At 57.9% G+C, this 12,352-nt stretch carries 11 protein-coding genes; 7 read left to right on the top strand and 4 right to left on the bottom strand.

Features of this window, described 5'->3' with window-relative positions; genetic code table 11:
* Positions 1–33 precede the first annotated feature (33 nt).
* The 4 genes from glyQ (at position 34) to ACEN83_RS30280 (ending at position 4,454) form a co-directional block, all read left to right on the top strand.
* Complete coding sequence (glyQ, locus tag ACEN83_RS30295) at positions 34–987, top strand: glycine--tRNA ligase subunit alpha (protein WP_003187265.1); 954 nt, start codon at positions 34–36, stop codon at positions 985–987.
* Positions 984–3,038, top strand: coding sequence for a glycine--tRNA ligase subunit beta (gene glyS / locus ACEN83_RS30290; RefSeq protein ID WP_495579135.1), 2,055 nt, complete (start codon positions 984–986; stop codon positions 3,036–3,038). The genes glyQ and glyS overlap by 4 nt, the downstream gene beginning before the upstream one ends.
* A 6-nt stretch (positions 3,039–3,044) precedes the next feature.
* Positions 3,045–3,584, top strand: coding sequence for a D-glycero-beta-D-manno-heptose 1,7-bisphosphate 7-phosphatase (gene gmhB, locus ACEN83_RS30285; RefSeq protein WP_007969879.1), 540 nt, complete (start codon positions 3,045–3,047; stop codon positions 3,582–3,584).
* 90 nt (positions 3,585–3,674) lie between these two features.
* Complete coding sequence (locus ACEN83_RS30280) at positions 3,675–4,454, top strand: lysophospholipid acyltransferase family protein (protein ID WP_495579134.1); 780 nt, start codon at positions 3,675–3,677, stop codon at positions 4,452–4,454.
* 325 nt (positions 4,455–4,779) lie between these two features.
* Here ACEN83_RS30280 and gyrB read toward each other — a convergent pair whose 3' ends face one another.
* From gyrB to dnaA, 4 genes are read right to left on the bottom strand one after another with little or no spacing between them, the layout of a single operon-like run.
* Positions 4,780–7,197, bottom strand: coding sequence for a DNA topoisomerase (ATP-hydrolyzing) subunit B (gene gyrB / locus ACEN83_RS30275; RefSeq protein WP_007969881.1), 2,418 nt, complete (start codon positions 7,195–7,197; stop codon positions 4,780–4,782).
* 5 nt (positions 7,198–7,202) lie between these two features.
* Positions 7,203–8,306, bottom strand: coding sequence for a DNA replication/repair protein RecF (gene recF, locus ACEN83_RS30270; RefSeq protein WP_007969883.1), 1,104 nt, complete (start codon positions 8,304–8,306; stop codon positions 7,203–7,205).
* 20 nt (positions 8,307–8,326) lie between these two features.
* Positions 8,327–9,430, bottom strand: coding sequence for a DNA polymerase III subunit beta (dnaN, locus tag ACEN83_RS30265; protein WP_007969885.1), 1,104 nt, complete (start codon positions 9,428–9,430; stop codon positions 8,327–8,329).
* Positions 9,431–9,469: 39 nt separating this feature from the next.
* A complete protein-coding gene (gene dnaA / locus ACEN83_RS30260; protein WP_116579830.1) occupies positions 9,470–10,993 on the bottom strand; it encodes a chromosomal replication initiator protein DnaA in 1,524 nt (507 codons plus the stop codon).
* 566 nt (positions 10,994–11,559) lie between these two features.
* Here dnaA and rpmH point away from each other — a divergent pair.
* Genes rpmH through yidD form a run of 3 tightly spaced genes read left to right on the top strand, consistent with a single transcriptional unit; the run spans position 11,560 to position 12,350 of the window.
* A complete protein-coding gene (rpmH, locus tag ACEN83_RS30255; RefSeq protein ID WP_003213577.1) occupies positions 11,560–11,694 on the top strand; it encodes a 50S ribosomal protein L34 in 135 nt (44 codons plus the stop codon).
* 16 nt (positions 11,695–11,710) lie between these two features.
* The gene (gene rnpA / locus ACEN83_RS30250; protein WP_015097448.1) at positions 11,711–12,112 is read left to right on the top strand and encodes a ribonuclease P protein component; all 402 of its coding nucleotides are present in this window, start codon (positions 11,711–11,713) and stop codon (positions 12,110–12,112) included.
* On the top strand, positions 12,105–12,350 hold the full coding sequence (gene yidD / locus ACEN83_RS30245) for a membrane protein insertion efficiency factor YidD (RefSeq protein WP_010207715.1): 246 nt from the start codon (positions 12,105–12,107) through the stop codon (positions 12,348–12,350). The genes rnpA and yidD overlap by 8 nt, the downstream gene beginning before the upstream one ends.
* Positions 12,351–12,352: the final 2 nt, after the last annotated feature.

Below are 12,352 nucleotides of genomic sequence, written 5' to 3'. Positions count from 1 at the left end.
TTTAAATCGCAGCCCAAGAAACAGGTGAATTTCGTGAGCCAGCCTACGCCAGCCGTGCGTACCTTCCAAGACTTGATCCTCGCCCTCCAGCAATACTGGGCCGAGCAAGGTTGTGTGGTACTTCAGCCCTACGATATGGAAGTAGGCGCCGGCACTTTCCACACTGCTACATTCCTGCGCGCCATTGGCCCGGAAACCTGGAACGCCGCCTACGTGCAGCCAAGCCGCCGTCCGACTGACGGCCGCTACGGCGAAAACCCGAACCGTCTGCAGCACTACTACCAGTTCCAGGTGGTCCTGAAGCCGAACCCGGACAACTTCCAGGAACTGTACCTGGGCTCCCTCAAGCATGTCGGCCTGGACCCGCTGGTCCACGACATCCGCTTCGTCGAAGACAACTGGGAATCGCCGACCCTCGGCGCCTGGGGTCTGGGCTGGGAAGTCTGGCTCAACGGCATGGAAGTGACCCAGTTCACCTACTTCCAGCAAGCGGGCGGCATCGAGTGCTACCCGGTGACCGGCGAGATCACCTACGGCCTCGAGCGTCTGGCCATGTACCTGCAAGGCGTGGACTCGGTCTACGACCTGGTCTGGGCTGACGGTCCGTTCGGTAAAGTGACCTACGGCGACGTGTTCCACCAGAACGAAGTGGAGCAATCGACCTACAACTTCGAACACGCCAACGTCGACAAGCTGTTCGAACTGTTCGATTTCTACGAAAGCGAAGCCAAGCGCCTGATCGAGCTCGACCAGCCGCTGCCGTTGCCGAGCTACGAAATGGTGTTGAAGGCTTCCCATACCTTCAACCTGCTGGATGCGCGCCGGGCAATTTCCGTGACCGCGCGTCAGCAATACATCCTGCGTGTACGCACCCTGGCGCGCTCCGTTGCGCAAGCCTACCTGCTGGCTCGCGCCAAGCTGGGCTTCCCGATGGCAACCCCGGACCTGCGTGACGAAGTACTGGCCAAGCTGGAGGCTGCACAATGAGTGCTCTGGATTTTCTGGTTGAACTGGGCACTGAAGAACTGCCACCCAAGGCCCTGAATACCCTGGCCGAGGCGTTTCTTGCCGGTATCGACAAGGGCCTGCAAGCTGCCGGCCTGAACTACGAGACCAAAACCGTTTATGCCGCGCCACGCCGCCTGGCTGTGCTGATCACCTCGCTGGCCACCCAGCAGCCGGATCGCAGCATCAACCTCGATGGCCCGCCACGTCAGGCTGCATTCGATGCCGAAGGCAACCCGACCCAGGCAGCCCTGGGTTTCGCCAAGAAGTGCGGCGTCGAGCTGAGCGAAATCGATCAGAGCGGCCCGAAACTGCGCTACAGCCAGAGCATCGCCGGCAAGCCGACCGCGAGCCTGCTGCCGACCATCGTCGAAGATTCGCTGAACGACCTGCCGATCCCGAAACGCATGCGTTGGGGTGCGCGCAAGGAAGAGTTCGTGCGTCCGACCCAATGGCTGGTGATGCTGCTCGGTGACCAGGTCATCGACTGCACCATCCTCGCCCAGAAAGCCGGTCGCGATTCCCGTGGTCACCGCTTCCATCACCCGGAAAGCGTGCGTATCGGTTCGCCGTCCAGCTACCTGGCCGACCTGCGTGCCGCCTACGTGCTGGCAGATGCCAACGAGCGTCGCGAGATCATCAGCAAGCGCACCGAAGAGCTGGCCACCCGTCAGGAAGGCACGGCAATCGTTCCACCGGCCCTGCTCGATGAAGTGACCGCGCTGGTTGAATGGCCGGTGCCGCTGGTGTGCTCGTTCGAGGAACGCTTCCTCGACGTGCCGCAAGAAGCCCTGATCACCACCATGCAGGACAACCAGAAGTACTTCTGCCTGCTGGATGCCGACGGCAAGTTGCTGCCACGTTTCATCACCGTGGCCAACATCGAAAGTAAAGACCCGCAGCAGATCATCGCCGGTAACGAGAAAGTGGTTCGCCCACGCCTGACCGACGCCGAGTTCTTCTTCAAGCAAGACAAGAAGCAGAAGCTCGAAGACTTCAACCTGCGCCTGCAGAACGTGGTCTTCCAGGAAAAACTCGGCAGCGTCTACGACAAGGCCGAGCGCGTATCCAAACTGGCTGCGTTCATCGCTCAGCGCATCGGCGGCAACGCCGCATGGGCCGCTCGTGCCGGCCTGCTGTCGAAGTGCGACCTGTCGACCGAAATGGTCGGTGAGTTCCCGGAGATGCAAGGTGTCGCCGGTTACTACTACGCCCTCAACGATGGCGAGCCGGAAGATGTCGCACTGGCCCTGAACGAGCAGTACATGCCGCGCGGTGCCGGCGCTGAACTGCCGTCCACCCTGACCGGTGCGGCCGTGGCCATCGCCGACAAGCTCGATACGCTGGTCGGTATTTTCGGCATCGGCATGCTGCCGACCGGTAGCAAGGATCCGTATGCCCTGCGCCGTGCGGCACTGGGCGTGTTGCGCATCCTGATCGAGAAACAACTGGACCTGGACCTGACCGAGGCCGTGGCCTTCGCCGTGGATGCGTTCGGTACCAAGGTCAAGGCTTCCGGCCTCAACGACTCGGTGCTGGAATTCATCTTCGACCGTCTGCGTGCTCGTTACGAAGACGAAGGCGTCGACGTCGCGACCTACCTGTCGGTACGTGCCCTGAAGCCAGGCTCGGCCCTGGACTTCGACCAGCGCGTGCAAGCGGTAGAGGCCTTCCGCAAATTGCCGGAAGCCGCTGCCCTGGCCGCGGTGAACAAGCGTGTGTCGAACCTGCTGAGCAAGGTCGAAGGTTCGGTGCCTACCGTCGTGGAAGCCAAGTACTTCGACAATGCCAACGAGTTCTCCCTGTATTCGGCGATCCAGCAGGCTGACCAGGCTGTACAGCCAATGGCCGCCTCGCGTCAGTACAGCGAATCCTTGGCACGCCTGGCTGCATTGCGCGAGCCGGTGGATGCGTTCTTCGAAGCCGTGATGGTCAATGCAGAGGACGCCAAAGTCCGCGCCAACCGTTATGCGTTGCTGGCGCGTCTGCGTGGGTTGTTCCTCGGCGTCGCCGATATTTCGTTGCTGGGGTAAGACTGTTTGAAACTGCTGATTCTCGATCGGGACGGAGTGATCAATTACGACTCCGACGCTTACATCAAGTCGGTGGAGGAGTGGATTCCACTCCCCGGTTCGATCGAAGCCATCGCGCAGTTGAGCAAGGCCGGCTGGACGGTAGCCGTCGCTACCAACCAGTCGGGCATCGCTCGCGGCTACTACGACCTCGCCACCCTGGATGCCATGCACGAGCGCTTGCGCGCGCTGGTGGCGGAGCAGGGTGGTGAAGTCGGCCTGATCGTCTACTGCCCCCACGGGCCGGACGAAGGCTGCGATTGCCGCAAGCCGAAACCCGGGATGTTGAAAAACATCGCCGCACATTACAACGTGTCGCTGACTGATCTATGGTTCGTCGGCGATAGCCTTGGTGACCTGGAAGCCGCTAAAGCCGTCGATTCACAGCCAGTTTTGGTAAAAACCGGAAAAGGCGAAAAGACTTTGGGCAAGACCCTTCCAGCAGGCACCTTGATTTTTGACGATCTGGCGGCGATTGCCGCAGAACTTATCCACAACTGCCGTTAATAAGTGGTGCGCTTCGATTGTTCCTGACAAAGGATGAAAGGGAAGTGCGCTTTATATAGACGGGCATTGCCCGCATTGGTAAACGTCACCATGTCGATACTGCAGGCCATCAGAACATTCCTCTTTTACCTGCTGCTGGGCACCAGCTCCTTGCTGTGGTGCAGCCTGAGCTTTTTTATCGCGCCGTTTCTGCCGTTCAAGACACGCTATCGCTTCATCAACGTGTACTGGTGCCGCTGCGCCTTGTGGCTGAGCAAAGTGTTTCTGGGTATCCGCTACGAAGTGAAGGGTGCCGAGAACGTCCCTGAACGGCCTTGCGTCATTCAGTCGAACCACCAGAGCACCTGGGAGACGTTCTTTCTCTCTGCCTACTTCTCACCGCTGAGCCAGGTGCTCAAACGTGAATTGCTCTATGTGCCGTTTTTCGGTTGGGCCATGGCCATGCTGCGACCGATCGCCATCGATCGCGACAACCCGAAAGCCGCACTCAAGCATGTAGCGCAGAAGGGCGATGAGTTGCTCAAGGACAATGTCTGGGTGCTGATCTTCCCCGAAGGCACGCGCGTTCCTTACGGCACCATCGGAAAGTTCTCACGCGGTGGCAGTGCATTGGCGGTCAACGCCGAATTGCCCGTACTGCCGATTGCGCACAACGCCGGCAAGTTCTGGCCGAAAACCGGTTGGGCGAAGAAGCAGGGCGTCATCACCGTGATCATTGGCACACCGATGTATGCCGAAGGCACCGGACCGCGAGCCATTGCAGAATTGAACGACCGGGTCCAGGCGTGGAACGAGCAGATGCAACGGGAAATGGGCTCACTGCCCCCGGCTCCGCAAGCACCGGTTTCAAACGATCAGGTGACTGTCTGAGATTCTGTGGATAACCTGTGTACCGTTTCCTTTAAAACCGTTGTTATTTGCACGTAACTTTATGATTCTTTTACATATTTCTTAGAATGATAAATCCCATAAAAACGTGCATAAGTTTTTTTCGGACGTAAAAAAACCGGCTGATATAGCCGGTTTTTTTATGCCTGTAGATGGGGAAAAATCAAAAGATCGCAGCCTTCGGCAGCTCCTACAGGGATATCGATTTCTGCCTGTAGGAGCTGCCGAAGGCTGCGATCTTTTGACCTCAACAAATAAAAAGGCCAACGCATGAGCGTTGGCCTTTTGTATGGCGGGGCGACCGGAATCAGAAGTCCAGGTTGGACACCGCCAGGGCGTTGCTCTCGATGAAGTCACGACGAGGTTCGACCGCATCACCCATCAGGGTGTTGAAGATCTGGTCCGCGCCAATGGCGTCTTCGATGGTCACTTTGAGCATGCGGCGCGAGCCCGGGTCCATGGTGGTTTCCCACAGCTGATCCGGGTTCATCTCGCCCAGTCCTTTGTATCGCTGGATGGTGTGGCGCTTGGTGCTTTCGGCCATCAACCACTCAAGGGCTTCCTTGAACTCGGTGACCTGCTTCTTGCGCTCGCCACGCTGGATGTACGCGCCGTCGTCCAGCAAGGTGCTCAGTTGAGCGCCCAGGGAAACCACGGTCTTGTAGTCGTTGCTGCCGAAGAAGTCGCGGTTGAAGGTGACGTAGTTCGACAGGCCGTGGGAGATCAGTTCGACCTCTGGCAGCCAGACGTTACGCTCACGGTCCTCACGCAGGCTGGCCTTGTAGACCAGGCCCGACTTCTCGACGGTGCGCAGACGCACTTCGTACTGGGCCAGCCAATCCTGCATCGCTGCGTGATCGGACAGTTGATCCATGCTGACCGCCGGCAGGTAGATGAAGTGTTCTGTCAGTTCCTGTGGGTACAGGCGCGACAGACGCTTGAGGGTCTTCATGACCAGACGGAAGTCATTCACCAGACGCTCAAGGGCTTCACCGGAGATACCCGGTGCTTCCTCGTTCAGGTGCAGGCTCGCATCTTCCAGGGCCGACTGCGTCATGTACTCTTCCATGGCGTCGTCGTCTTTGATGTATTGCTCTTGCTTGCCTTTCTTCACTTTGTACAGCGGCGGCTGGGCGATGTAGATGTAGCCACGCTCGATCAGCTCCGGCAACTGACGGAAGAAGAAGGTCAACAGCAAGGTACGGATGTGCGAACCGTCGACGTCAGCATCGGTCATGATGATGATGTTGTGATAGCGCAGCTTGTCGATGTTGTACTCTTCGCGACCGATGCCGCAGCCGAGCGCAGTGATCAAGGTGCCTACTTCCTGGGAAGAGATCATCTTGTCGAAGCGTGCCTTCTCGACGTTCAGGATCTTACCCTTGAGGGGCAGAATCGCCTGGGTCCTGCGGTTACGTCCCTGCTTGGCAGAGCCGCCCGCGGAGTCACCTTCCACGAGGTACAGTTCGGACAGGGCAGGGTCCTTTTCCTGGCAGTCCGCCAGTTTGCCCGGCAGGCCGGCGATGTCCAGCGCGCCTTTGCGGCGGGTCATCTCACGGGCCTTGCGCGCTGCTTCACGGGCACGGGCCGCGTCGATCATCTTGCCGACAACCAGCTTGGCTTCGTTCGGGTTTTCCAACAGGAAGTCGGAGAAGTACTTGCCCATTTCCTGTTCGACCGCGGTCTTCACTTCGGAAGAAACCAGCTTGTCTTTGGTCTGGGAGCTGAACTTCGGATCGGGTACCTTCACCGAAATGATCGCGGTCAGACCTTCACGGGCATCGTCACCGGTAGTGGCGACCTTGTGCTTCTTCGCCAGGCCTTCTGCTTCGATATAGGTGTTCAGGTTACGCGTCAGTGCGGAACGGAAACCCACCAGGTGAGTACCGCCGTCGCGCTGAGGAATGTTGTTGGTGAAGCACAACAGGTTCTCGTTGAAGCTGTCGTTCCACTGCAGGGCGATTTCCACGCCGATGCCGTCTTCACGCTGGATGTTGAAGTGGAACACCTGGTTGACCGGAGTCTTGTTGGTGTTCAAGTATTCAACGAACGCACGCAGGCCGCCTTCGTACTTGAACAGCTCTTCCTTGCCGCTGCGCTCGTCCTTGAGGACGATGCCGACACCGGAGTTGAGGAAGGACAGTTCACGAATCCGCTTGGCCAGGATGTCCCAGCTGAAGTGGATGTTCTTGAAGGTTTCGCTGGAAGCCTTGAAGTGGATCTGCGTACCGGTGGTTTCGGAGTCGCCAACGATTTTCATCGGCTCTTGCGGAACACCGTGGACGTAAGTCTGTTCCCAGATCTTGCCACTACGGCGAACGGTCAGGACCAGCTCTTCCGACAGGGCGTTAACGACCGACACACCCACACCGTGCAGACCGCCGGAAACCTTGTAGGAGTTGTCGTCGAATTTACCGCCGGCGTGCAGCACGGTCATGATGACCTCGGCTGCCGAAACGCCTTCTTCTTTGTGTACGTCTACCGGGATGCCACGGCCGTTGTCGCGAACGGTGATGGACTCATCCGGGTGGATGATGATGCTGATGTCGTCGCAGTAGCCGGCGAGCGCTTCGTCGATCGAGTTATCGACCACCTCGAACACCATGTGGTGCAGACCGCTGCCATCGTCGGTATCACCAATGTACATACCGGGACGTTTGCGTACGGCATCCAGGCCTTTCAGCACTTTAATGCTCGTTGAGTCGTACGTATTTTCTTCGCTCAATGCCTTCACTCCCGATGGTCGTGGGTCTGGGTGATACGGCCCTGTTCCACGTGGAACAGAGCGACTGGCGTTTCCGTCTGCCAGCCTTCCCTCAATAATTCGTGATCTACACAGGTGATAAATACCTGGCAGCGTAAGTCTTCCAACAAGCGGCAAAGCGCGCGACGGTGGTGCTCGTCCAGCTCGGACGGCAAGTCATCCACCAGATAAATACACTGACCGCGTCGAGCCTGGCTGACCAGGTGCCCTTGGGCAATCCGCAATGCGCAAACCACCAACTTCTGCTGGCCACGGGACAAGATGTCCGCAGCGTTGTGTGCGCCGAGCCTGAGACGCAAATCAGCACGTTGTGGTCCGGCCTGGGTATGTCCCATTTGCTGGTCCCGCTGCAAAGACCCGGCGAGCACAGCACTCAGTTCACGGTCCTTGTCCCAGCCGCGGTAATAGCTGAGCGTCAAGCCTTCAAGCTCAACCAGTTCGCTCAAGGTTTGTTCAAAGACTGGTTTCAAGGCTTTGATATAAGCGCGGCGGTATTCATCAATTTCAGCGCTGGCCTGGCACAGTTCCCTGTCCCAAACCGCTTGCGAAACGGCGTCAAGTGTACCATGCCGCAGCCAAGAGTTTCTCTGGCGCAGGGCCTTCTGCAAGCGCTGCCAGGTTGACATGAAGCGCGGTTCCACGTGGAACACGCCCCAGTCGAGAAACTGCCGGCGAATCTTCGGCGCACCTTCCAGCAATCGAAAACTGTCCGGGTTGATCAGTTGCAGCGGCAATATCTCCGCCAGCTGCGCGGCACTGCGAGCGTTCTGCCCATCGATACGGATCTGGAACTCGCCTTGGCGATCCCGCGAAATGCCCAACGCGCTGTGCCCACCCTCGGCCAGTTCAACCTGGCCAAAGACCGTGCACGCCAGTTGCTCGTACTGAATGACCGGCAACAGTCGGGTGCTGCGAAACGAACGGGCAAGCCCCAGCAGATGGATGGCTTCCAGAACACTGGTTTTGCCGCTGCCGTTGGCGCCGTAAAGGATATTGATTCGAGGGGAGGGGGAGAAGGTCACCGGGTGCAGATTGCGCACCGCGGTGACCGAGACGCGACTTAAGGACATCTAGCTTCTGCTGGGCATGATTACAGACGCATCGGCATGACAACGTAGGCCGAGTCGTCGTTATCCGATTCCTGCACCAGCGCACTGCTGTTGGAGTCGGACAGGATCAGACGAACCTGCTCGGTGGTCATCACGCCCAGCACGTCGAGCAGGTAGCTCACGTTGAAGCCGATTTCCAGAGAGCCACCGTTGTATTCAACGCCCACTTCTTCTTCCGCTTCTTCCTGCTCCGGGTTGTTCGCCTGGATCTTCAGCTGACCGCTGGCCAGTTGCAGACGGATACCACGGTACTTCTCGTTGGACAGGATCGCGGTACGGCTGAACGCTTCGCGCAACGCCTGGCGATCGCCCAGTACCAGCTTGTCGCCGCCTTTTGGCAGAACGCGTTCGTAGTCCGGGAATTTGCCGTCGACCAGTTTCGAGGTGAAGGTGAATTCACCGGTGGTGGCGCGGATGTGGTGCTGACCCAGAACGATGCTGACATTGCCATCCGGCTCGGTGAGCAGGCGTGCCAGTTCAAGGATACCTTTGCGCGGTACGATGACCTGGTGACGATCCGGTTGGCCGATATCGGCCTGCATCGAGCACATGGCCAGGCGGTGACCGTCGGTGGCCACGGCGCGGATCACACCCGCGGAAACTTCCAGCAGCATGCCGTTGAGGTAGTAACGCACGTCCTGCTGGGCCATGGCGAAGCTGGTGCGCTCAATCAGACGGCGCAGTTTGCTTTGCTCGAGGCTGCAGGTCAGCGAGCCTGGGCCTTCTTCCACGGTAGGGAAGTCGTTGGCCGGCAGGGTCGACAAGGTGAAGCGGCTACGGCCGGCCTTGACCACAAGCTTCTGCTCATCGACCTTGATGTCGATAAGCGCATCGTTTGGCAGGCTCTTGCAGATGTCCATCAGCTTGCGCGCAGGCACGGTGATGGAACCCGGATCCGCCGGCTCTTCGAGTTGAACACGACCAACCAGCTCGACTTCCAGGTCGGTACCGGTCAGCGACAATTGCTGGCCTTCGACAACCAGCAGCACGTTGGAGAGCACCGGCAAGGTCTGGCGGCGTTCGACGACGCCTGCGACCAGTTGCAGGGGTTTCAACAGGGCTTCGCGTTGAATGGTGAAATGCATGGTCTAGTCCCTTGCCTTAATTAGCTGCGCTGGTGTTCATCAAGTGGTCAGTGTACGCAGCAGGTTCTTGTAGTCCTCGCGGATGTCCGCGTCGGATTCCTTAAGTTCGTTGATCTTGCGGCAGGCGTGCAAAACAGTCGTGTGGTCGCGGCCGCCAAACACGTCGCCGATTTCCGGCAGGCTGTGGTTAGTCAACTCTTTGGACAAGGCCATTGCAACCTGACGCGGACGTGCGACCGAGCGAGAACGCCGCTTGGACAGCAAGTCGGAGATCTTGATCTTGTAGTACTCGGCGACGGTGCGCTGAATGTTATCCACAGAGACCAGTTTATCCTGCAACGCCAACAAGTCCTTCAGGGATTCGCGAATCAGCTCGATGGTGATATCGCGCCCCATGAAGTGCGAGTGGGCGATCACGCGTTTGAGCGCGCCTTCCAGCTCACGGACGTTGGAGCGAATACGCTGGGCAATGAAGAATGCGGCGTCATGCGGCAGCTCGACCTTGGCCTGATCGGCCTTCTTCATCAGGATCGCCACGCGGGTTTCCAGCTCCGGTGGCTCGACCGCTACAGTCAGGCCCCAGCCAAAGCGGGATTTGAGGCGTTCTTCAAGGCCTTCGATTTCTTTCGGGTAGCGGTCACTGGTGAGAATGACCTGCTGGCCACCTTCGAGCAGGGCGTTGAAGGTGTGGAAAAACTCTTCCTGAGAACGCTCTTTACGGGCGAAGAACTGAATGTCATCGATCAGCAACGCATCCACCGAACGGTAGAAACGTTTGAACTCGTTGATCGCGTTCAGTTGCAGGGCCTTGACCATGTCCGCCACGAATCGCTCGGAATGCAGGTACACCACCTTGGCATTCGGGTTCTTCTTTAATAGATGGTTACCCACAGCGTGCATCAAGTGGGTTTTACCCAGGCCGACGCCACCATAAAGGAAGAGCGGGTTGTAACCGTGCTTGGGGTTGTCGGCCACCTGCCAGGCGGCAGCGCGCGCCAACTGGTTGGATTTACCTTCAACGAAATTCTCGAAGGTAAAGGTGCGGTTCAGATAACTGGTGTGCTTGAGCGCACCTTCGACCTGCACGGTACGTTGCTCGGCGCGAACCGGGGCCTGTTGCGAACTGGCGCCGGCCATCGGGTCGAAGCTGTCACGGGAAGGTTCTTCCTCGGTGACCTCAGTCACTTTTTGCGTGGCGCGCTTGGTCGAAGCCGCAGCAGGTGCTGGCGGCGGCGGGCTGGCAAGTGTTTGAGCAGCCTGGGCCTGGGAAGCCGCGGCTGCCAGGGGAGCATTTGGCGCGGCACGCGGTGCCGAACTGCGTTTGCTGCCTATTAATAAGGAAAGCGCAGGCGCCATGCCATTGCCGTGCTCATCGAGCAATTCGAGAACACGCCCCAGGTACTTTTCGTTGACCCAGTCCAGAACAAAACGATTGGGTGCATAGACACGCAACTCGTCGCCTTCGGCTTCGACCTGTAGTGGACGGATCCAAGTGTTGAATTGTTGGGCAGGCAGCTCATCGCGCAGAAGCTCCACGCACTGCTGCCAAAGTTCCACTGACACGGATATCCCCTAAGTTGAAAGCCGGTGAGGCAAAAACAAGCGGCCATTGTAGCGACCAGACGCCGACTTATCCACACGAAGGTGGTTCATCGACCAAGAAGAATCGCCGTTTCATACGCAAAAAAGACGACCAGTGGTCTGTGCATAAGCCCTGTGGATAACCGGGGTTAAGGTCATTGCACAAGTGGGAGCGAAACTCGGTGGATAACCTGCCTGTGGATAAACCGGCTTTCCACACACAGGTTATCCGACAGCGCAGCACAGGCTGAACACGGTTTTCCACTGTAGTTGTCATTCTCTGTACAGCAGGTAAAACAAGGTCTGAAGCCACTTATCCACAGAAGAGTGCGAGCCTAGCTTTTATAAGCTTTACAGAAAAGCTTTAAATACTTTCCTTTCTTATTTTTATATTTACCCGCGGTTCGTTCAGCGCAAAACGCCTGGAGATCTATTTATAAGGAAACGCTGGTTGGAAATTGACCTGAAGGCTTGCTTTCTCTAGAATCCCCGGTCTCTTAAAACGGGGGCCATTCCGGCCCGTTGTGGACGAACCAGGTAACACGACAATGAAACGTACTTTCCAACCAAGCACTATCAAACGCGCTCGTACCCACGGTTTCCGTGCTCGCATGGCTACCAAGAACGGTCGTGCCGTTCTGTCGCGTCGTCGCGCCAAAGGTCGTGCGCGTCTGGCAGTTTGATAAGCCGGCACTGGAGGTGAGTCAGGACTTCAGTCGGGAAAAGCGTCTGCTTACTCCCCGGCATTTCAAGGCAGTCTTTGACTCCCCTACCGGCAAGGTTCCGGGGAAAAATCTCCTGCTCCTTGCGCGCAACAACGATCTTGATCACCCCCGTCTCGGGTTGGTTATCGGGAAAAAGAGCGTAAAGCTCTCCGTCGAGCGCAATCGCCTCAAACGTCTGATGCGCGAATCGTTTCGCCTGAACCAGGATTCACTGGTCGGTTGGGACATTGTTATCGTCGCGCGCAAAGGTTTGGGTGACGTAGAAAACCCCGAATTGATTCAGCATTTCGGCAAACTCTGGAAACGCCTGGCTCGCAGTTCGCCGGTACCAGCAGTCAAAACCGAAACTGTAGGGGTAGACAGTCCAGATGCGTAAACTGGCACTCGTTCCGATCCAGTTTTATCGCTATGCCATTAGTCCTCTGATGGCCAGTCACTGTCGTTTCTACCCCAGTTGTTCCTGCTACGCGTTAGAAGCCATCGAAAATCATGGCCTTCTTCGCGGTGGCTGGCTGACCTTTCGTCGTTTAGGTCGCTGTCATCCGTGGAATCCCGGTGGTTATGACCCGGTTCCACCTATCCCTACCTCCCGTTCTTCTTCGATGGCCGAGTAATC

The sequence above is a fragment of the Pseudomonas sp. Pseusp49 genome (genome assembly GCF_059491875.1).
This window is presented reverse-complemented; position numbering and strand designations above follow the sequence as displayed.

What these genes read in the sequence shown, in the direction of transcription:
- glyS (WP_495579135.1), top strand. Translation starts at nt 984, where the DNA reads ATGAGTGCTCTGGATTTTCTGGTTGAACTGGGCACTGAAGAACTGCCA.
- ACEN83_RS30280 (WP_495579134.1), top strand. Translation starts at nt 3,675, where the DNA reads ATGTCGATACTGCAGGCCATCAGAACATTCCTCTTTTACCTGCTGCTG.
- recF (WP_007969883.1), bottom strand. Translation starts at nt 8,306, where the DNA reads ATGTCCTTAAGTCGCGTCTCGGTCACCGCGGTGCGCAATCTGCACCCG.
- dnaN (WP_007969885.1), bottom strand. Translation starts at nt 9,430, where the DNA reads ATGCATTTCACCATTCAACGCGAAGCCCTGTTGAAACCCCTGCAACTG.
- rpmH (WP_003213577.1), top strand. Translation starts at nt 11,560, where the DNA reads ATGAAACGTACTTTCCAACCAAGCACTATCAAACGCGCTCGTACCCAC.
- yidD (WP_010207715.1), top strand. Translation starts at nt 12,105, where the DNA reads ATGCGTAAACTGGCACTCGTTCCGATCCAGTTTTATCGCTATGCCATT.